Here is a 21,601-nt window from a genome sequence, read left to right as displayed (position 1 = left end):
GGAGCAAGTTGCCAGATAATGGGTTCAACTCTCTGTACGGAATATCAGACATCGGAAACTAAATATAACAGCCTGAAAATATTTGCCATAATTCGGCAATCAGACATACACACTTGTCAAATAAAAATTCGACAACTCGAAACATCGAATTGTCGGATTATCAATGGTATATTGTTAAAATCTTTAACTATGATTCTACTGCGAACTATTGATCGATTACTTCCCATGAACCGCCTTTGTCCGGACCGATGCGCCGGATTCTGCCCTCCTTCGCAAGAGCATCGAGGCGTCGCTGGACACTACTTTCATGCAGGCCTAACACGTTTGATAGTTCTGCTCTCGTTATCATCGGGGTTGCTTTCATTAATTCGACAATCCGCTCTTTCTGTTCGGTTTCTGTTCGGTTTCTGTTCGGTTTCTGTTCGGTTTCTGTTCGGTTCGTACCGGTGTTCTCTGAACCTTTGAACTGCTCGATGTCGGTTGTGCCACCTAAATTAATTGCCACGAATTTCTCGCGGGGTATATAGACGGTAACACCGCCCTGCTCAATAGAGAATGTCGGTAGAGTAAGGCCGTCAGCCGAGAATCCGTTTACTATCTTCTCAATACCACGACCCCATGCCTCGATGAATCCGGCTCGATAGAATGCCTCTGCCATTTTGGGATTACGAGGCTGAGAAGTATGCTTGCCCATGAGCTTCTCAACAGATAAATCATCAGGCAACTTTCCTTCGTTCCAAAGCCGAATATGATCGCTGTAAACGCTCATCTGCGTCCATGTGCCCTGATGGTCGCGGTGAACTATAGAGTTGCATATTATCTCGCGCAATGCCTCTTCCGGAAGTTCAAGCGGCTCTATGCGCTGCAAGCCCTCATAGTGAATGGGGCGTATCAGAAACTTTTCGTCCAGAACCCGCATCACTCTTTCCGGCATCTGTATGAGGTTGCCATCAACAATCTCCTGACTTAACAGATCAAAATTGGTAGAGCCGAAACGCCCTATTTTGAAACTTGATGTAACGAAACGCCGTTGAGGGTGTTTGCCAAAAAGCAGAATGGCACCATTGCAAGGTACACCTTCCTCCATAAGTCCTAAATTTGAAATAACCTCCTCCGGCGTGGAATTCTCTGCATCGAGAGACATCCGCTTCTCCTTGATACCTTTCTTCAAGAAATACCGGATTGCCTCCGGGTCTATATCGTCAATCGTCGCGCCATAACAGGGCATATCTTCCCAGCTTCTGCCGAATTTTTTCATTAGAAATTGTTGTAAAGCCAGTCCTCGCAGCTCTTGATTGGTCGCGCCGCTCCGCATATAGAAAGCTCCTTTATAAGAGATAGGAATGTTGGACTGCTCAATGTCAATCTCGATTATATCTTTCCCGTCACGCTCTATATGGCTGATGGAAGGAACGATACCTAACATCGTCACAATTTTGTTGGGAATATCCTCCAGCAGCTGATGCAGATGCGTAACGCCAACGTCAGACATATCATCATCAATGCCAATATATATCTTTCCACCCTGCGCATTAGCGAAGCCGCATACCCACTTAAGGTACTCGTCTTTCCAAATCCGCTTATATTCAGTGTTATGATTCTCGTTGTTCATAATGCAAATTTAGCAAATATATGCTATAACTGTATCTATTTCAATACCCCATGACATTGACAAGCTCACGCTTCATTTCCTCGTCTATCTCACGGTATCTTGCGAAAGCCTTGCTGCCTACGGAGTGTCCGCTCAACGCGCCTACAAGATTCTGGTCTTTCACCTTCTTGTAGAGGTTGCCTACAAAGGTTCGCCGAGCCATGTGGCTGGTTGCAATGGTATTGATAGGCACCTGTTCTTCGATGCCGGTTGTCGGATTGAGGCGTGTGACGAGGCGTGTTATTCCTGCCGCTTCAAAGATTTCTTTGATTGCCTCATTATACTTCTGTTGGGATATAAACGGAAGCAACCGGCCATCCTTAACCTCCTCACGATGTTTGTCAATGATGAACGCCCTGTCCGATAACGGAACTCGAATTGTTTCCGGGCGTTCCTCAGCGGTTTTAGAAGCGATGTATTCCACGCCACCATTGATTACATTGGCAGGTGTCATCTTCATCATATCACCTACGCGGCAACCGATGCAACATTGAAAAATGAATATATCCCTCTGTGTGTCAAGATGCTTATTGTAGGAGAAATCGAAATCGGCAAGCTGCAATACTTCCTCATCCTTAATGTAGATAGGAGTGCCGTATTTCTCATAGACGGCACTCACATATTTTGCAAAAGGATTATTCATGGTGATTCCTTGGGCATGGCACCAATGGAACAAAGCTTTGAAACGCTTCGTAAAAGTCACCATGTAGTTATCGCCTCTCGGTTTGGGGCGTTTGACCTTGTGCGTCTTGTGGGTGATGGAAGGGAAAGACTTGTAGATATTCGGATACTGGTCATATAATTCCGGCTCAGCTCGAAGAAAAGCCTCGAAAGCATAGACATCCTCTGTTTTGCAGGTATCAAATGAGAACTTGTAAGATTTCTTACCGGTCAGACGTTGATACAACTCGAAGCGATGCAACGCACGCTGAAGGACACGGTAATGCCGCTCCCGTGGTTCCGACAACTGCTTCTGCTTGAGAAACTCGTCTATAATATCGTCGAATGACAGCTTCTTCACCTTTACCTCTTTAGGTGGCTTTTTCGTGGCTCCGATCAGACTTGCCGGAAAAGAAAAAACCTTTCTAAAACAGTAGTTTAGAAAGGTTTGACATAGTTTGACTGCCATCTGGCGTATCTTTCCGTGATCCGCCTGGGATTCTCCTAAGAGTGTTACCAAGGTGATATTTAAAACTTTATATTTTTAGCTTCAAGCATATCCCATGATTTAACCCACTGATTGTTTATTTAAAAATATTTATTCATAATTATCAAATATAAATTATATAGAATTTAAACTTATTCTTTAGAAATTTAATTCTTTTTGTTTTTCTCATAGGTTTGCAATAATCGATAATCATTTACTGAATAAGATTTTAGCGGAGAAACCCCTATCAAAAGTCTATATTCATTTATTAGATCATTTCGTAATTCGGTTATTTCACTTTTGTCAAATTGATAAAAAAGCCGAAAAGAACCTAATGCTTTTTCCTTGGAAGTATTATTAAGGTTATGATTTATATCATAGGCTTCTTTTCTTAAATTATATACTAGAGCAATGATTTCCATGTGTTTTATCGTAACTTCCATAGGAAAGAACATCTGATTGTTTTCAAGGAAGTCATTAGTTTGTCGAGTATATTTGTCGAATGAGATAATTTTATCCCAATAGTTTATAATACAATCATTCCTACATTCATTTCCATCAGAAAGACATTTTTTATCATAATCTACATTTTCTTTGCAGTCATATTTATAATAAGAGGCTATAGTATTTATTTGATTTAGTATTTCTGTTAATCTACCACATGCTTCTTTAAGTATTTGTAGCCTTTCTGATTGGATCAATCCGAACTCTATTCTCATAGTCTCTAATTGCGTATCAAGACTTGATTGTATTTGTCTACTTTTCCTATCTAGTTCTGCACGATGAGATTCTAAGTCTCTATTAAACCAGTGAGAAATCCTCCCTTTTATAGTAAACAAGATAATTGTAGGAATCGCGGAGATACAAACTGTTAAAATTTTCCACCCGTGAGTAATAAGAAAATCGTTCATATAATTGAAATAAAATTAAATATTTTTCAACAAACATACTGTGCATTTTATACGAAAATGAACAGTATATAGAAAAATACTCTAAGTATGATTACGTACATATCAGCAACTAGCATTTTCAAAGATAGAAAATTTTCCGCAAATAAATTGGTATTATAGCTAATATACTAATTAGAGAGGAAAAGCTCTATTTTTTATGATAGTATTCCAAAAGGTGTGTAAATCCCAATTTTGTTATTTTTGTAAAGCAACTTTCAAAAATGAATTATTATGGAATTTGCACACGAACAAATTACGGAAATAATTTTCGAAATCACAACAGATGAAACTGGTTTTCAGGATTTAATAAAAGGTGGCTGTCTAACGAGTTAAAAAAAAGAAATTTGCCTCTGTTACAGATAATTGTAACAGGGGTAAACTGATTAAAAGGAGACTTACTAGACAGCCTCGGGGGGGGGTAAAAACGAAAGATTAACTGACGATTTTTATATTAAATTCGTCAATAAACTGACGTTTTTTTATTTTCGAAACTGTATTGACAAAATTCTCCACTGGTTTGATAATATGAAAAATCTGCATTAGTTCTGCGAACATAGAAAATAAAGTTCTATAATTGCAGACTAAATGCAAATTGTCCGTTCCACTACTCGTAACCAACCCTGTAACCCCGAAAATAACTTTGGCGTTCCTGTATTGAATTAGAGTTTTAAGGTTCACTGTTTTATACATAACATAGAGCGTTCCTAAGAGCGTTCCAACCAGCATCACAAATTTTGAGTCTTTTTTACCTCCTTGGATACCTGGCGATACTAAGTCATATCGAATGATTACAAAAAGCCGTGAGCCATTTGACTGCGACAACTGTTGCCTGTACAAAGAACCCGTATTTTCATTTTTATATTTTTACTTCTACGCTAATCAATAAATAATTATTTCGCTTTTGTCCAAGACCTTTCCAGTTTTGAAAGTTAGGCGAAATTCTGACACATCCTATAAAAGTGTGCTCCAGGTTAAATCCGGAAACATCGTTTATATTACCAAGTCCAGTTTTATAATTTGTAAATGCTGTTAATATGGATTTCCCTGTAATCTGGAAAGTTTGTTCCGCTCAAAAGGCGGAACAAACTTGAATACCAAGCAACAGACCTATGGTTAAGGAGAATGTCCTTTTCATTGTATCCTAAAAGATATTTCCAAATACAAACCCCGAAATCGTTGCCATTAAGATGACGAGTGCCACATAAACGACGGTTTTCTTTGTTCCTAACACACCACGAATAACCAGCATATTCGGCAGAGAGAGCGATGGTCCGGCTAACAACAAAGCCAAAGCAGGGCCTTTACCCATGCCGGAAGCTAGTAATCCCTGAATGATAGGTACTTCAGTCAGGGTGGCGAAGTACATGAATGCCCCCGTAAAACTTGCGAAAAAGTTGGATAGCAGCGAATTTCCGCCGACCGCCCATTCGATCCAGCTATTCGGGATAATACCTGCGATAGCCGTATTGTCATGCGTAGAACCTAAAAGGAAACCCGCCGTAACCACGCCGATAGCCAACAACGGTAATATCTGTTTGGCAAAACCCCAGGAAGAGAAAACCCATTCTCGATTTTCTTCGTCCCGTTTGTCGAAAAGCAGGATTATGGAGAGTGCGGTGATAGCCACTATCATCGGCACGAGCGGAACCAATTTAGCATTGTCGATGAACAGGCTGGCGGGAATTATGGAAACGGCCGTCACCATAGCTCCGAGCAACACCCACAGGGTACACAATTTCAATATCCTGATTAGCGACCAGCACAACAGAAGCGATAACGCTCCGGTGATATACCACTTATAAGCAAAGATAGTATACCATAGTCCTGTATCGGATGCGGCAGGTGCACCCCAATTTGTAAATACGAGAATAAGCACCAATGTAAAAAAGTGGAAGGAGGTTTGCCATATCGGTCGTTTTTCGGGGGGTGGAACGATGTTCATCTGCTCTTCTTTTTTGGCTTTTTCTTCCTTACGGAAAAAAAAAGACATCAGCAATCCGATAACGACGGAAAAAAGCACGGCACCGATTATACGGGCAATACCCATCTCCATACCTAGAATCCGGGCGGTCAGAATAATAGACAGAATACTGATTGCCGGACCGGAATAGAGGAATGCAATAGCTGGCCCCAAGCCTGCCCCCCGTTTATAGATGCTTGTAAAGAGAGGCAGAATCGTACACGAACATACGGCAAGAATACCTCCCGAAACGGCAGCCACCGTGTAGGAGAGCCACTTTTTCGCATTCGCACCGAAATATTTGAGTACCGAACCCTGACTGACGAATACGGCAATTACACCAGCAATGAAGAAAGCAGGCAGCAGACACAATACGACATGTTCCTGCGCATACCATTTTGTAAGGTCGAGTGTGGCATCCACGGCTGTCATAAACCGCTCACTACCGAGCGGCATGAAGAACACGGCTGCAAAGACGATGACAACCCACAAGAGGATTTTCAGTTCTTTTTTCGTATCCATAGCCACATTGTTAAATGCCGAGTAGCTGTTTTATTTCGCTTTCGGAGGGGACGTACCCTTTGATTTTAATCACACCGTCCACCATGACAGCCGGAGTAGCCATCACGCCGGAATTGAGGATCTCCACAATATCCTCTACTTTCATAAGTTTCACATCGAGATTATTCTCGTTGATTACTTTTTCGATTGCCTGATAGGTTGTCTTGCATTTGGCGCAACCTGTTCCCAAAACTCTGATTTCCATATTTCTATTTTTTATAAATACATCATTACACAATAATACATACCGATAATTACGAACAGACCTCCTACGATCCAATTCAGCCATTTTTGAATGATCTGCATCTTACCGTAAAAATTGCTGATATGTTGTACGCTGAATGCCAGAATCCAAGCGACGGCCAAAACAGGCAGTGCGGTAGCCACGGCGAAAAGCACGGGGAGAAGATACCCTGCGGTCGCCGTGGCCGACATCGGGATCAGCATTCCGAAGTAGAAAACTCCGCTTGTGGGGCAGAATGCCATTGCGAACAACACTCCGAGCAGGAGCGCACCCCAGTTTCCTTTGCGTGCCAGGCCCTCGCCGTTGCCTTTGAAACCGAAAGAGGGCAGTTTGAGTTTGCTGCCGGCCAGCATGAATAAACCGATAATCAACAATGCCGGTCCGAGAATAAGCTCTCCGTATTTCCCGATGAACTTTTGAATACCGAATAAGCTGGAACCCTCTTTGAGTATCAGTATCAATACGATACCCAACACCGTGTAAGCGAGCACACGACCGAGCGTGTACAGCAAACCGTTCAGGAAAATCCGGCGGCGATTTTCAATGTCTTTACCGATAAATCCGATTGCGGCGATATTCGTTGCCAGCGGACACGGAGAAACCGCCGTGAGCAGTCCCAGCAGAAAAGCCGTCAATACAGGTGTTGTGCTGCTATCCAATAATGTCTGTAACCACTCCATAGCTCTATTTCAGTAAGGCTCTGACTTGCTCGATTACTTTGCTTTTAAATGCGTCGGGAGTAGTTCGGGCATTGGCAAAAGCGTACTCGGTCAGATTCTCGTAACTCTCTTTGCCGTCTTTCCATTTGCTGACGAACAGAGACGACCAGGTAACCTCGTATTTTTCGGCAATCTTTTCATTTTCTGCTTTTGAAATGTCGATTGATTTGAAAACTACCGTTCCGTTTTTCAATTCATCGGCAAATGTCATTTCGATCGCTTCTTTGGCATGCTTTTCTATCGCCATGCAAGTGGCACACCGTTGTTTGCCGTGAAAATACAATACTTCCACACGGTCTTTTTTAGATTGCTCTTCTGTTGCTTTATTTCCTTTTGCATTACCATTGCCACATGCAAACAGTCCGAGGTACATGGCCATCAATAAAATTACATTTTTCATTTCACTTGATTTAATGGGTTTTTGTTATTTGGGTTATCAATTCATCAAAATAATGCTCTGCTCATTGATAAATAGATTGCCTTTTTCATTGTATTTTAGATGTTTGTATTTCGCCAAACTACGAACATTCGAACTAAAAAAATTGCCGCTATTCGCAACAACTTTCTTTCTTGCATACACATTGCCCGAAAAACTCGGCAAAAAGTATAGAGGCAATTTTCCAATTTTCACGATTGATGCAATATTTCACTTTCGGTGTTTCTATCTCTCCTTGTATCAGGCCTGCGTCTTTCAACTCTTTCAAATGTTGCGATACCGTTGCTTTGGAAATAGGCAATACTTCGTGTATATCGCCGAAAAAACAACAATCTTGTTTGGCCAAAAAGTTAAGTATTGCAATTCGTGCCGGATGTCCCATCGCTTTTGCAAAGCGGGCTATTTGTTCTTGCTTCGTTGTATATTCTTTGTTTTCCATGTCTATTCTTATTTGTTGTTCGCAAAATAACGAACAATATTTTATATAGCAAAATAATATGTTGAATTTCTTTTTAGAATTTTATTTCCCTTCTTTCGTTGTGTCTGTATCGGTCAGCCTGCCCGAATTTAAAATTCCGCTACGTATGTATTTTAATTTACTCCTTAGATCAGATAGTGAGCCGGGAAGACCGCGAATAAAAAGAAGCTATCACTGCTTATAATCATAAGAACACCAGAAAAGGAATAGTAACAAGTGGTTTTAACACAAAGGTATATCCCGGGGCTGAAACGTCAATGCTAAGCCCTGTGAATTTGGAAAAATTTCTTTCTTTGGATTCCACAAAAAGAGTAAATTTCTTCAAAGCGTTGCCTTATTTATTTTCTCCATATAAAAGATGTTTATCAGAGAAAAAAAGAAAATTACCGTAATTTTTCTCTTTTTACATTCCTTGTTTTCAGCGTACTTAAAATATTTCGGGTCACTCGAAATCCTTGTACTCTTGCAGAAGAAAATCAACCGACTTTAGAGATTGATTAATTATATTGAAACAGTTGAAAAGAAGTGAGATAAATTTGTTTAAATTAAGAATATTGATTTAAAACAATTCATAATATAAATTGCATCCTGTATGATAAGTTTTTGCTGACAATGTTGATTATCTTTGCTGAAAGTAATATTTGGCAATATTCGATGATTTAATATTATCATAATTGCACTGATTCAAATGTGTAAACCGGAAAATCGGCAAGATTTCGCTATCACCGATTGGCTATTGAAAGGATGGTTTCATTTCAGGTTTTTTGAAAGTAGGTTTACGAATCATTCGGAGATACACTCTAATACAAAGTAACGCAATGGTACCAATTTGAAATATGTAAACAATAGGGATGAGATTAAAATAAGCAGGTTTTACATCTGCGCTTTCCCATTGCCGCCAAGCGAATCCCGAAATTAAAAATTACCTGGAACAGAAAAAATATGAGAACGACAATAGTTATCCTTTCCGGATGGATATTGCTTTTAATGTTAACAGCGTGTAGTGAAAACTATACACCCCGGAAGTATATGGGTCTGAAAGGAAAGGTCACGAGTTTGCGGGATACGGTATATCGTTTCAAGTACTCTTATGACACCCTGAGAACCCCGGACAAAATTGGTCATATCACAATCATCGGTTTTGATGATTGGGGAAATATCACGAGCCAATATGAGTATTTGGGAATGGATTCTGTTCCTTTCCAGATAGAAGAGTATCTATATAGTGGCGATACGCTTTTGTGGAGTAGTTCCCGGATACGCCAGTCAGATGGAACTTATGCCGCTCTTGTTTATGAATTTGTTTCCCGGAACAACAACACCGTGAAATACAAAATAGATAATGGCAGCGAGATTTGGGAAGAACAAGTCAGAACTTCGGGAAAATATCGTTGTTATTCCGGGAAGGGAAAGTGGGGATACGAAAAAAAAGAGGCATGGGCCGACAAGAATAACAACATTACAAAATGGAAATTATTGAGTGTGAGTGATGAATTCAAGAGCGTGACGAAAGACAGTTCAAATACCTTCAGTGTGCTTCGTATGTATAAATATGACTCTTATGACCATGTAATAGAAGAGATACATATTGAGGATGGTGATACCACGGTATATACTAATTCTTATTCCGGTTATGATGACCGTGGTAACTGGACAGAAAGCAAAACTCAAGTAGACGGCCGCTTCAAAATTTTGACGAAACGAACCATAAAATATACGGAATAATCTGATTATGAACGAATAATCAATAACAAACGCTCCCCGTCTCTTTGTAAAAAACAGGGAGCGAAATTGGTTATCCGGTAACTCTAAATCTTCTTGCCGATATAGAAAACATATCCGTAAAAGGCTTTATATTTGCGGTATAGCTCTTCTTCCTGTCGGCTGAAAGCAATGAAGTCTGCAACCGCCTGATTACCTGCGTACTTTTTTAAAATCTTCTCGCGCACTGCGGCTTGCGGAGCAAAATAGTGTTCCGTCCAGCAGTTTTCGGGTAGAATAAAGGTTGCCACCGGAACGTATCCGGCTCTCTGCATTTGAGAAACCTTTCGGGGAATCGTATCTATGCCGGGTTCTGCCGCCATCCAGAAATTGTTAATCTCAGAAGGACGTTCGCCGGTAAACCACGATGGTTCGGTAACGGCAATGTAGCCTCCTTGTTTGAGGTATTCATACCACTGACGCAACCCCTGCTCGAAACCGATATTACAGATAGCTCCTTCCGACCAGATGAGGTCCAATGATTCTTTCTTGAAGGGAAGAGCTTCTTCCATCGACCCGACAATGCCTTTTACCCGTTCTTGCAGACTGAGCCTTCCGGCATTGCGGTTGAAAAGGGTGATAAAATCGGGAAACAGATCGAGTCCTGTAATATGGCCCGGAATATTTTGAGCCAGCACCATTGTCTGACCTCCCGTTCCGCAACCAATATCGGCAATGCGGGAATTTTCGGTCAGATTGTCGATAAAACTCAATGCTTTAAGTGTTGCTTCGGGACTACCTGGCCCTTGTCGTTCGAGATTGGAAAAATATTCGCAGATTAGATTCAATTCGAATTGGCTGATTGTTTTATTTTCGTTACTCATTGTTTTAATGTGTTTTGCGCACAGGCAAAAGCATAACAATACCTGCTTACTGTGCACAAATTAAACTTGAATTATTATAATAGAAAACTGCTATCGGAAGAGTATCCGAATGCAAACAAAAGAACAATCCGTGTCAAAACACAGACTGCTTATTAAACAATATCCCAATAGAATGTTTTTGTCATCGCTACAAAGGTAGCGTACATTTCTCAGTTTGCAAAATAATTCACTAACAAACAACAAGTTGTATTGCAAGATTATTTTTTTCGGCAAATACAATCGGTCAGGTGATCGTTAATAAACCCTGCGGCCTGCAAATGTGCATAACAAATCGTCGAGCCGAAGAATTTGAATCCACGCTTTTTCATATCCTTGCTCATCGCGTCCGATTCGGGAGAAGATACCGGGATCTTGTTCAATGAGCTAAAAGTATTGACTATCGGTTTCCTGTCGGGAAAGAAAGAGAGCGTGTAATCATAAAAATTGCCGAATTCTTTCTGCACTGCGAGGAACAGCCTTGCGTTGGTAATGGTTGCCTTGATTTTCAGGCGGTTTTTTACAATGCCGTCGAATTGCATCAACCGTTCCACATCTTCGTCGGTCATTTGTGCCACCTTCTCGGCATCAAAGTCGCAAAATGCTTTGCGGTAGCCTTCTCTTTTTCTGAGAATAGTGATCCAACTCAGTCCGGCTTGGGCACTTTCCAGTACAAGAAATTCAAAAAGCGTTTTATCATCAGTAACTAATCGTCCCCATTCTTCGTCGTGGTATTTCACATAAAGCTCGTCGGTTCCGCACCAACCGCAGCGTCCGTTTACAATATCTTGCATAATCATATCCTTCGTTTCAGATAAATCATATCTTTAAGTAACACACCATCCTCAAGTATCGGATGGTCGTAATTGTCGGTGAAAAAATTTTCGATCCGATGGGAGTACTCAAACCCACAACTGTTGTAGAATCCGATTGTGCTCGGCACATCACCTGTTCCGACCAACATTTGGGTATATTTTCCCGCATAGTGGACAAGAAGGTGATTTATCAACTTCTTGCCGTATCCCTGCCTTTGGAATTCGGAGGTAACTGCAATATTCTTGAGTTCACAAACACCATCCTTCTCATCCGTAACCACACAAACCGCTTTAATACCATTATCCTCAAGTGCAAACATATCGCCCCGTTCCAGATAACGATCTATCATAGATTCCTGTTCGTCGGCAAGCAACAGCAGGTCGATGTATTGTTTCTTATTGTTAGTTATTTGATTAATGCAAAAGCTCATGTTGCTGTATATTAATAAACTATGTTGCAAAATTAATAAAAATTACTCTGTCTTCAAGTAGCACATTTGCCCCGTCCCCCGGGTGCTTTTTACTGTAAGGTTTGGGGGTGGTGTTCGAAGTTGATACCGGCTTTGCGGGCTTGGGAGTGTTGAAATTGGCGCTTGATGTGGTAGAGTTGGCCGTCTTTGATGAATTTTGCCCCGGTTTGTTTGAACCAGAAAGCGATGTTGTTTTTTATGCAGATGTTCCGGAGTTCCATTACCCAGTCGAAATCACAGGGACGGGAGTTATAGCCGGATTCGCCGCCTGCAACGACCTGTTCGATCCATTCGCCGATGCGGTAAGGGTGCAGGTCGATCCGTTCCAGAAGCGGTTCGCAGATGATGATTTTATGCCTGATGGGGGCGGTCTGGTAGATTGGCAGACGGTAATCGGCACAGGCTTGGTTTTCGATTGTACAGCAAATGGTGACATTGTCGTATCCGTCTCCCCAGTCTGCAGGCAGACAACGGGAAAAGCGGTCTATCCGTTTGGTGATCATCAAGAAATTGAGATCATTGCGCAGTCGTATCATTTCCCAGGCTTGGGAACGCCACACATCGGCATCTTCGACGAAAAAATCGGAGGTAAAACAGGTATATACGAGTGTCCCGGGAGGGATTTTGTACTCTCCGTTGCGTTTTTTTCGTATGGGCAGATCGAAATTTTTCGTTTGTGTTACCACCGAACTGTTTACGTCTCGTTTGGCATCGCCGCGATAAACGTAACAATGCTGGCAACCGGGACTTACCTTGTGGCAACCGTGCCACAGGTTCCACATGACAGATTTTGAGGCAATGGCATTCGTTGGCATCAGGATTCTTATTTTGCAATTGATCCGGTAATTTCGTAAACAGTTCCGTTTTGGGGCTATTCGTAAATGATCCGGTCGTCAAATGTACGGATAATCTTTTTACTTTATCCGGTGATTAAAAATTAATATTTATGCCACCCATGAATGTTGCTTTGGGCATGGGAAAGCCGGCGTTGACTTCGTAATGTTGGGCCAGCAGGTTTTCACCTTTGACGAACAAATGGGCATGGCGGGTCAGTCGGTAATTTGCCCTGATGTTCCAAAGTACGAAATCTTCCGTGATTTCCTTTGGTGTTACCGCAGTATACAGGTTTTTCACATATTGCAGGCCTGTCGATGCGCTCCAGCGGCCTTTGGTGAAATCGGCTCTGGCAAATAACTTGTGTTCCGGGGCTGCTATCACCGGATTTTCCATATTCAGCCAACTGTAATTGGCAGACAGGTTCCATTGCGGATGGAGGCGGTAGGAAAAATTGATCTCAACTCCCCAGTTTTCGGTCTCCCCGGTATTTACATTCAACGGTTTGCCTGAAGTACGGTCTACCGTAATCATATTATCTCCGTCGATATAATACAGATTTATACCGTAATAAAAAGTATTTTTCAATAGTTTCTGCGAGAACGAGAGTTCGTAATTCATCAAACGCTCGGGACGCAAATCCGGATTTTGTGGCGGAAACATATACATTTCCCGGATGGTCGGGTTCCGGAACCCTTTACTTGCCATGGCTTTCAGTTCTGCGTTCCGGGGGAGATGAACGGCCAGACCGCCTTGCGGAATAATTTCTGTACCTACGTGTGAATGGTGATCTATACGCACGCCGGCGTTCAGCGATAATCGCTTTCCGATATCCTGGCGAAAATCGACATATCCGGCGAATTCGTCCATTTGCTTGTCGACACCGGGTTCACGTTCTCCCGAAGCTAAAACCTTATTCCATGATTCTCCTCCGAAATGCTGGTAATCGAAACCCGTTGTCAGGCGATTGCCGCTGAACAATGTCGCGCTCTGATACCAGGAAATGCCGTACATTTGATCTTTGGAGTTGAAATGCGATTTTTGCGGCTCTTCTCCAGGATGATAACCGTCATTTATTTTATGACGTCCCCAGTTATAAAAAAAGCTCAATGTTCCGGAAGTTTTTGCATAATGATTTTCTAAAGCGAACGAAGTCATACCACGGGTGATGCGCGAGTCGTTGTCAATATACGGAGCATCGGTAGTCCCCGGATTGGAAGCGTTGAAATGAGTAATATTTACATCGCCCCACAATTTCCAGTGGGAGGTAAAGTCGTATCCCGCTTTGGCGTATCCGCCGTATTGTTCGAAACCCATATCCGGCCGGTGTCCGTCGGTCCGGTTGTAAGAACCTGTCACGACACTGCTGAAACGGCCTTTTCTGATGCGGTTGGACAGTTCGCTTTGTAATGTTCCGTACGAACCGGCACTTATATTGACACCGGTTTTTATTCCGTCCTGCTGTTGTTTCCGGGTGACGATATTGATAACCCCGCCCATCGCATTTGAGCCATAAAGTACGGAGGCCGGACCGCGCAGTACTTCAACCCGTTCGGCCAGCATCGATTGGTAGGCATCGGCAATGGGATGTCCCATCAATCCCATGTATTGGGGATGTCCGTCGATCAATACCAATAATCCGGTAGTCGGGCTGCCACCGATGCCGCGCAGGCTTATGCCTCCGGCGGCTCCCGTAGATACTCCGTAACCCATTATGCCCCGGCTGGTCGTGAAAAGTCCCGGGATTTGCTCCGTAAGTATCGGAAGTAACGAGGGCTCGTAACGTTTTTCTATCTGGGAACGGTTTACGACAGAAACCGTCATCGGCAGATGACGGATATCCGTCTCATTACGGGTGCCCGTTACGACTACTTCTTCCATGGTAAAATTACGGACAATACGGGAAGTATCGCTTTCGGCTTTTACATCCACTGCCGTTCCGATAAGTGTGCAGAACATTAAAACAACAGTCCGTTTTTTCTTTATCCTTATTTTGCTTGTAAAATTTCGAATCATGGGGTGAATTTTATTTTAGCTGTTCAGTAAACCTATACGCCGTGTAAAGATAAGTGTAATTTGTCTTTTTTGGGAAAAACATCATTTGTTATTATAAGCTGCCGTATTCCGTTTGGAAGGACTCGAAAAGCCTTTTGTACCGGCAATTGCCGGACAGAGTTTTCTGAAGTGTTCCCGTTTATTCTCCGGGAATCTCTTTTACTATTTCGGCAGGTACACCGGCGACAACCGTATTGGGAGGAACGTCCCGGCTGACGACGGCCCCCGCTGCAACGACGGAATTTTCTCCGATGGTTACTCCCGGTAAAACGGTTGCAGCAGCACCGATCCATACGTTTCGGCCAATAAAGATAGGACGGGAGGTGAGGATATGCCTTTCGGAAGATTTCAAACCGTGATTTTCCGTAATCAGATTTACACGCGGTCCGATTTTAGTATTTTCTTCAATCGTAATGCCGCCCCGGTCCATGAAAATACAGGCCTGATTTATGAATACGTGTTTACCTATTCTGATAAACTTACCGAAATCGGTATAGAACGGCAGACGGATCATAGCGGTTTTATCGATTTCGGCACCCAGCAAACGGATGAGGTTCAGAGCTTCCTCCGGTTCGTGGTAAGAGGTGTTGAGTTCGCTCGTTACGATTCGGGCATGTTCCAGGGCTTCCTGCATTTTATCATTTTCGGGGTCGTTCAGAGAGATGGGTTCTCCTGCAAGTGAGCGTTCAAAGATATTCTTTTTCATAATGTATTATTTTAATTGAGGAAACGAAAGTGTTTTGTTTTATACTATTATTGTTTTGTATGGCATGAGCATTAAACGGATTGGTTTCAGTCAAACCCTGTATATTATATTCTTTGTAATTCTTGTTTTTAATTTTTAACCGGCCGAACGGTTTCTGATTTTCGTATTGCAAAAATAAAGAGATCGATTCGTTTCCTTTGTAGACGGATTACGGATGATTTTACCCGAATTACAGATTTTGTGCATTCGTCGCTAACCGGGATGTTTTCCGGTTGGTTTGTATGGTATTATGGTTCTGATAACTTTGATTGGTGCGGTTGCACAGATCGGCGAATCGTTACCGGGAGATATTGGAGGGGCGATAGACGTATTACATACGGATTTATACCTGTAATATGGGTATAATAATCTGTAATTTGTATACCATGATATTGATAGAATACAGGTATTTTTGTTGAAAATAAACAATAAAATCAAAGATATGAAAAAAGTTTGTTTAATTATCGGTATAGCGGGACTGGCTGCAGTAACCTCGTTGTGTGTCCCGAAGGGAGGGAAAGCAGAAACGGTGGAAGCTTCTGCTTTAAAAGCAGCAGAGACTTCCGCTTCTTCGACGGACAGTAAGGTGCTTGTCGCTTATTTTACCTGGCCTGAAACGGATGGTGTTGATGCTTCGTCGGGGGCAAGCCGGGTTGTCGCCCACGGTAAGGTGTATGGCAACACGGAGTATATCGCCGGAATGATAGCTGAGGCTACGGGCGGAGACCTGTTTGCCATCAAAACCGAAAGAAATTATCCGGGTTCGCACAAGGAATTGATCGACGAGGCTAAACGGGAAGCCGAAGCCGGAGAACATCCCCGGTTGGTCACGCATATTGAAAATTTAAAAGATTATGATGTCATTTTTGTGGGGTATCCCAACTGGTGGTATGATATGCCGATGGCGATTTATACCTTTTTCGAAGAGTATGATTTTAGCGGAAAGACAGTGATTCCGTTCTGTACTCACGGCGGCAGCCGCTTTTCGCGTTCCGTGGAGACAATCACCGGAATGGAGAAAAACGCCCGTGTGGTGCGCGGGTTGTCAGTTGCCGGACGGGATGTGCCCGAGGCCCGGCAGACCGTGCGGAATTGGCTGGAAAAGCAGAATTTATTGAAACATTAAAATATAACGATGAAATCGAATGTATTACGAAAAATAAGAATAGCGCTTGCTATTGTCTGTTTTCTACTGATTACGTTACTTTTTCTGGATTTTACAGGAACGATACATGTTTGGTTCGGCTGGTTGGCGAAAGTACAGTTTTTACCTGCCGTGCTGGCCGTAAATATCGGTGTAGTGGCTGCGCTGGTGATACTGACCTTGCTGTTTGGCCGGGTATATTGTTCAGTGATCTGTCCGTTGGGGGTAATGCAGGATATCTGGGGTCGGTTGGGAAAAAGACGTAAAAAAAACCGTTATACCTATTCTCCTGCTTTATCGTGGTTACGGTATGGGGTATTGGGAATTTTTGTCGTTGCCTTGATTGCCGGTATCGGCTCACTGGTGGCTTTGCTGGCCCCTTATAGTGCTTACGGACGAATAGCGTCTGATTTGTTTGCTCCGTTCTGGCAATGGGGAAATAATGGTTTGGCTTATATGGCCGAACGGGTCAATAGCTATGCTTTTTATTCGGTTGACGTATGGATAAAGAACACGGCAACGCTTGTTGTCGCTATCGTTTCTTTCGTTGTCCTGGCGGTTTTGGCATGGCGTAACGGTCGTACGTATTGTAATACGATCTGTCCCGTAGGTACTGTCTTGGGTTTTTTGGCCCGTTTCTCACTTTTCCGGCCCGTAATCGATCAGTCGAAGTGTAACGGCTGTACTCTTTGTGCCCGGAATTGTAAAGCGGCGTGTATTGATACCAAAACGCATGTGATTGATTACAGCCGTTGTGTCGTTTGTATGGATTGCATCGGTAAGTGTCATAGAGGTGCGATTTCTTATGCTTTGTGCCACAGCATGAAAAAAAGAAAACAGACAACTGCGGAGATAGAGGCGGATGGAATTTCGCGTCGCGGTTTTCTTGCTATTGCCGCATTGTTCAGCACGACATCGCTTGTCCGGGCACAGGAAAAAAAGGTGGATGGCGGATTGGCTGTTATTACTGCAAAGAAGATTCCGAACCGGACGACACCGGTTGTACCGCCCGGTGCACAGGGGCTTCGTAATATGGCAGCTCATTGCACGGGTTGTCAGCTTTGCGTTTCGGTATGTCCCAATCAGGTATTGCGTCCGTCGGGTAAACCGGGAACGCTGATGCAGCCAGAGGCTTCGTATGAGCGGGGCTATTGCCGGCCCGAATGTGTGAAGTGTGGTGAAGTTTGTCCCGCAGGAGCTATTCTGAAAATTACGACTGCCGATAAATCGGCTATTCAGGTTGGACATGCCGTGTGGATAAAAGAAAATTGCGTGTCCCTGACTGATGGTGTGGATTGTGGAAATTGTGCACGTCATTGTCCTGTCGGGGCCATTACGATGGTCGCATCCGATCCGGATGTGCCGGATTCGCCTAAAATACCGGTTGTGAATGTCGAGCGTTGTATCGGGTGCGGTGCCTGTGAGAATCTTTGTCCGGCACGTCCGTTCAGTGCTATTTATGTCGAAGGTCATGAATGTCACAGAGTGATTTAAAATTACAGGTAATGGAAGAGAAAAATAAGAAAAATCAAATAGACCGCCGGGAGTTTCTCAAACGTCTTGGCATAGGGGCGGCTGTTTCGACCGTTGCGTTGACCGGCTGTAACTCTGGAAAGAATTCGGTTTCGGGTGATCGTTCGGCTTTGGGTGATATTCCGGTCGATAGGATGACTTTCCGCACCAATCCGAAGACGGGAGAAAAAGTATCGTTATTGGGGTACGGCTGTATGCGCTGGCCTACTCTTCCCGGGGGAGATGAGCCTATTGATCAGGAAACGGTGAACCGTTTGGTGGATTTTGCCATCGGACACGGTGTGAATTATTTCGATACGTCGCCGGCTTATTGCAAAGGACGGTCGGAACGGGCAACCGGGATAGCGCTCAAACGGTATCCGCGCGATAAATTTTTCATTGCTACCAAGTTGTCGAATTTTGCTCCATCGACCTGGACCCGGGAGGAGTCCCTGAAAATGTATCACAATTCATTCAGGGAATTGCAGGTCGATTATATCGACTATATGTTGCTGCACGGCGTAGGGATGGGAAATGGCATGGCTGAATTGGAGGCGCGTTATATCGATAACGGAATACTCGACTTTCTGATGACCGAACGTGAGGCGGGACGTATCCGTAATCTCGGTTTTTCCTACCACGGTGATATACGGGTATTCGACTATTTGCTGTCGCAGCACGAAAAATACAAGTGGGACTTCGTGCAAATACAGCTTAATTACGTCGACTGGAAACATGCGAAGGAAGTCAATACGCGTAACACCGATGCCGAATATCTTTACGGTGAACTTGCCAAACTGAATATTCCGGCGGTTATCATGGAACCTTTGCTGGGCGGGCGGCTTTCAAATGTACACGATCACATAGCTGCCAAGCTTAAGCAGCGGCGTCCCGACGAAAGTGTGGCTTCATGGGCATTCCGGTTTGCCGGATCGTTTCCCGGGGTGTTGACTGTGTTGAGCGGTATGACTTATATGGAACATCTGCAGGATAATCTGCGTACTTTTGCGCCCTTGGACCCGCTGACTGAAGCAGACATGGAATTTTTGGAAGAAACAGCTCAGGCTCTGCTGCGCTACCCGACGATTCCCTGTAATGATTGCAAATACTGTATGCCCTGTCCTTATGGACTGGATATTCCGGGAATATTACTGCATTTCAACAAATGTATCAACGAAGGTAATATGCCTTCTTCGTCTCAGGATGCCGGTTACCGGAAGGCACGCCGGGCTTTCCTCGTAGGATACGACCGTTCGGTACCGCGTTTGCGGCAGGCCGATCATTGTATCGGATGTAACCAATGTGTACATCATTGTCCGCAGAACATCCGTATACCCGAGGAAATGCAACGTATCGACAGGTTTGTGGAAGACTTGAAACAAGGACGTGAATTCTGAAAGTAGAATACAATGGGACAGGAGATGGGGTTTATGACGAAAGAAGAACGGCAGAGCCTGATTGGATATCTGTTTGCTGAAAAGTGTTCGTGTGTGATTCGTAACGGCAAGGACATTCGGGTGTTCCGTGAACGGGGCGTGAAAGATTTGTACCGGCTGTTGAAAGAGGAACCGGAATTTTTGAAAGGGGCTTTTGTTGCGGATAAGGTTGTCGGTAAGGCGGCTGCGGCATTGATGATACTGGGCGGGGTGAAAGAGCTGTTTGCAGGGGTGGCCAGCTTTCCGGCTCTTGAGCTTTGCCGGAAAACCGGCCTGTGGGTTGGTTGCATACACGAAGTATCCTATATCGTCAACCGTATGCAGACAGGTTGGTGTCCTTTGGAAATTCGTTGTAAAAATCTGGAAACACCGGAGGAATGCCGGATAAAAATTGAAGAATTTATAAATATACAATTTAAAAATCAATAATCGGAAATTATGCAGACAACAACAGTAAAACTCTATTCGCTGGAGTATACGGATGCGAAAACATACCTGACAGCCGCCTTGTTTATGGCGGGGAATATCGTACTGCCGCAATTGTGCCACCTCGTACCGCAGGGAGGAGCACAGTGGTTGCCTATTTATTTTTTTACGTTGATCGGAGCATACAAATACGGCTGGAGGGTCGGATTGCTGACAGCGGTCGTTTCCCCTCTGCTCAATTCCGTTCTCTTCGGAATGCCTGCTGTGGCGGTATTACCGGTTATTTTGTTCAAGTCGGTGTTACTGGCATTGCTTGCTGGCTTGGCTGCCATGCGTTTCAAAAGAGTTTCATTACTTTTGTTTGCCGCAGTCGTGGGTATCTATCAGACGATAGGTACATTGGGCGAATGGGGGATAAAAGGTGATTTTTTCCTGGCCGTACAGGATTTCCGCATCGGATTACCGGGCATGTTGTTGCAGGTGTTCGGCGGTTGGGCCGTTGTTAAATTTTTTATTCGTAAATGATAAGGTATCGTTGTTGATGGGAGATTACCGGTATACAGGAAATACCGGTCTCCTCCAACAATGCATTTACGGGCTTACTGCCTGAATTAACCGAAATTGATATATCCGGAAATTACATTTCCGGATATATTTCTGATAACTTTCGGTATATTATCCGGTCTTTTTCGAAAATCTGTAATCGGGGTTATAATACCTGTAATTCATCTACTAAAACTTTTCTCGGGACAACGTAATTTTGTTGTGTAAAATGATTCTGAAAGCTGCTTGATAATTTTAAAGAGTAGCCGTTACTGATCTGTAGAGAATAATTTAAACTTATAAAATAAACGATTATGGCAAAAAGAGTATTGATTTTATCGTCTAGTCCGCGCCGTGGCGGAAATTCCGACACCCTTTGCGATGAATTTATGCGGGGAACTGTTGAAGCGGGAAATGAAGCGGAAAAGATTTTTCTGGGTGATAAAACCGTTCATTATTGTATGGGATGCAGTGTTTGTAGTTTGCATAAAAAGCCTTGTCCGCAGAAAGACGATGCAGCCGGGATTATTGGGAAAATGTTGACAGCCGACGTGATTGTCATGGCCACCCCGGTTTATTTTTATACCATGAGCGCTCAGATGAAAACGCTGATAGACCGTTGCTGCGGACTTTATACGGAGATGAGCAACAAGGAATTTTATTTTATCGTTACTGCAGCAGAAGAAGATACCCGCTTGCTGGAACGTACCGTCGACACCTTTCAGGGATTTCTCGATTGTCTGAAAAAACCTCTCGTCAGAGGGGTAGTATTGGGTACGGGGGTGTGGCATGTCGGGGAAATAAAAGATAAGCCCGCTATGTACGAAGCGTATGAAATGGGAAAACAGGTCTGA

Annotated in this window: 21 protein-coding genes; 7 read left to right on the top strand and 14 right to left on the bottom strand. The window is 43.4% G+C overall.

The genetic code is table 11. The features are described from left to right. Positions 1-205: 205 nt before the first annotated feature. From DD657_RS05035 to DD657_RS04995, 8 genes are all read right to left on the bottom strand, one after another. Entirely contained in the window at positions 206-1,612 is a 1,407-nt protein-coding gene (locus tag DD657_RS05035) for an ATP-binding protein (protein ID WP_287048804.1), read from the bottom strand. Between the two features lie 40 nt (positions 1,613-1,652). Beyond that, entirely contained in the window at positions 1,653-2,780 is a 1,128-nt protein-coding gene (locus tag DD657_RS05030; protein ID WP_287048802.1) for a site-specific integrase, read from the bottom strand. Between the two features lie 185 nt (positions 2,781-2,965). Continuing rightward, positions 2,966-3,709, bottom strand: coding sequence for a hypothetical protein (locus DD657_RS05025; protein WP_287048800.1), 744 nt, complete (start codon positions 3,707-3,709; stop codon positions 2,966-2,968). A 1,180-nt stretch (positions 3,710-4,889) separates the two neighbouring features. Next, the gene (locus DD657_RS05015; RefSeq protein WP_287048798.1) at positions 4,890-6,230 is read right to left on the bottom strand and encodes a permease; all 1,341 of its coding nucleotides are present in this window, start codon (positions 6,228-6,230) and stop codon (positions 4,890-4,892) included. Between the two features lie 10 nt (positions 6,231-6,240). Further along, complete coding sequence (locus DD657_RS05010) at positions 6,241-6,474, bottom strand: thioredoxin family protein (RefSeq protein ID WP_021988520.1); 234 nt, start codon at positions 6,472-6,474, stop codon at positions 6,241-6,243. A gap of 11 nt (positions 6,475-6,485) precedes the next feature. Then, entirely contained in the window at positions 6,486-7,193 is a 708-nt protein-coding gene (locus DD657_RS05005; protein WP_118773299.1) for an aromatic aminobenezylarsenical efflux permease ArsG family transporter, read from the bottom strand. Positions 7,194-7,197: 4 nt separating this feature from the next. Beyond that, positions 7,198-7,632: a nitrophenyl compound nitroreductase subunit ArsF family protein gene (locus DD657_RS05000; protein ID WP_021988522.1), complete on the bottom strand. Its 435-nt coding sequence runs from the start codon at positions 7,630-7,632 to the stop codon at positions 7,198-7,200. A gap of 148 nt (positions 7,633-7,780) precedes the next feature. Beyond that, positions 7,781-8,107, bottom strand: a complete 327-nt coding sequence (locus DD657_RS04995; protein WP_021988523.1) for an ArsR/SmtB family transcription factor — start codon at positions 8,105-8,107, stop codon at positions 7,781-7,783. Positions 8,108-9,088: 981 nt separating this feature from the next. Here DD657_RS04995 and DD657_RS04990 point away from each other — a divergent pair. Then, the gene (locus DD657_RS04990; protein ID WP_287048794.1) at positions 9,089-9,871 is read left to right on the top strand and encodes a hypothetical protein; all 783 of its coding nucleotides are present in this window, start codon (positions 9,089-9,091) and stop codon (positions 9,869-9,871) included. Between the two features lie 83 nt (positions 9,872-9,954). On the opposite strand, the gene DD657_RS04985 is transcribed toward DD657_RS04990, so the two are convergent. From DD657_RS04985 to DD657_RS04960, 6 genes are all read right to left on the bottom strand, one after another. Then, the gene (locus tag DD657_RS04985; RefSeq protein ID WP_068689129.1) at positions 9,955-10,731 is read right to left on the bottom strand and encodes a class I SAM-dependent methyltransferase; all 777 of its coding nucleotides are present in this window, start codon (positions 10,729-10,731) and stop codon (positions 9,955-9,957) included. 257 nt (positions 10,732-10,988) lie between these two features. Beyond that, complete coding sequence (locus DD657_RS04980) at positions 10,989-11,561, bottom strand: DNA-3-methyladenine glycosylase I (protein ID WP_068692078.1); 573 nt, start codon at positions 11,559-11,561, stop codon at positions 10,989-10,991. A gap of 2 nt (positions 11,562-11,563) precedes the next feature. After that, positions 11,564-12,013 carry a GNAT family N-acetyltransferase gene (locus DD657_RS04975; protein WP_287048793.1) on the bottom strand — a complete coding sequence of 150 codons (450 nt, stop codon included), beginning with the start codon at positions 12,011-12,013 and terminating at the stop codon, positions 11,564-11,566. A gap of 89 nt (positions 12,014-12,102) precedes the next feature. Beyond that, the gene (locus tag DD657_RS04970; protein ID WP_021988528.1) at positions 12,103-12,867 is read right to left on the bottom strand and encodes a DUF5131 family protein; all 765 of its coding nucleotides are present in this window, start codon (positions 12,865-12,867) and stop codon (positions 12,103-12,105) included. Positions 12,868-12,982: 115 nt separating this feature from the next. Further along, entirely contained in the window at positions 12,983-14,767 is a 1,785-nt protein-coding gene (locus DD657_RS04965) for a TonB-dependent receptor (RefSeq protein WP_502696216.1), read from the bottom strand. 313 nt (positions 14,768-15,080) lie between these two features. Further along, positions 15,081-15,647, bottom strand: coding sequence for a sugar O-acetyltransferase (locus tag DD657_RS04960; protein ID WP_068689136.1), 567 nt, complete (start codon positions 15,645-15,647; stop codon positions 15,081-15,083). A gap of 481 nt (positions 15,648-16,128) precedes the next feature. Between DD657_RS04960 and DD657_RS04955 the strand changes: the two genes are divergently transcribed. The 6 genes from DD657_RS04955 to DD657_RS04930 all read left to right on the top strand — a co-directional run bounded on the left by DD657_RS04955 (position 16,129) and on the right by DD657_RS04930 (position 21,601). Further along, positions 16,129-16,812, top strand: a complete 684-nt coding sequence (locus DD657_RS04955) for a flavodoxin (protein WP_021988531.1) — start codon at positions 16,129-16,131, stop codon at positions 16,810-16,812. Positions 16,813-16,821: 9 nt separating this feature from the next. Continuing rightward, on the top strand, positions 16,822-18,324 hold the full coding sequence (locus DD657_RS04950) for a 4Fe-4S binding protein (RefSeq protein ID WP_287048791.1): 1,503 nt from the start codon (positions 16,822-16,824) through the stop codon (positions 18,322-18,324). A gap of 11 nt (positions 18,325-18,335) precedes the next feature. Beyond that, positions 18,336-19,739: an aldo/keto reductase gene (locus DD657_RS04945; RefSeq protein WP_287048790.1), complete on the top strand. Its 1,404-nt coding sequence runs from the start codon at positions 18,336-18,338 to the stop codon at positions 19,737-19,739. Positions 19,740-19,751: 12 nt separating this feature from the next. Next, positions 19,752-20,207 (top strand): DUF1893 domain-containing protein, encoded by a 456-nt coding sequence (locus tag DD657_RS04940; protein WP_502696215.1) that lies wholly within the window; start codon positions 19,752-19,754, stop codon positions 20,205-20,207. Between the two features lie 9 nt (positions 20,208-20,216). Further along, on the top strand, positions 20,217-20,729 hold the full coding sequence (locus tag DD657_RS04935; protein WP_118773303.1) for an ECF transporter S component: 513 nt from the start codon (positions 20,217-20,219) through the stop codon (positions 20,727-20,729). Positions 20,730-21,061: 332 nt separating this feature from the next. Then, positions 21,062-21,601: a flavodoxin family protein gene (locus tag DD657_RS04930; protein WP_287048786.1), complete on the top strand. Its 540-nt coding sequence runs from the start codon at positions 21,062-21,064 to the stop codon at positions 21,599-21,601.

The sequence above is a fragment of the Culturomica sp. genome (genome assembly GCF_003524185.1).
Lineage (GTDB): Bacteria > Bacteroidota > Bacteroidia > Bacteroidales > Marinifilaceae > Culturomica > Culturomica massiliensis.
Note: the sequence above shows the minus strand (reverse complement) of the source record. Positions and strands in the feature narration are given on the sequence as shown.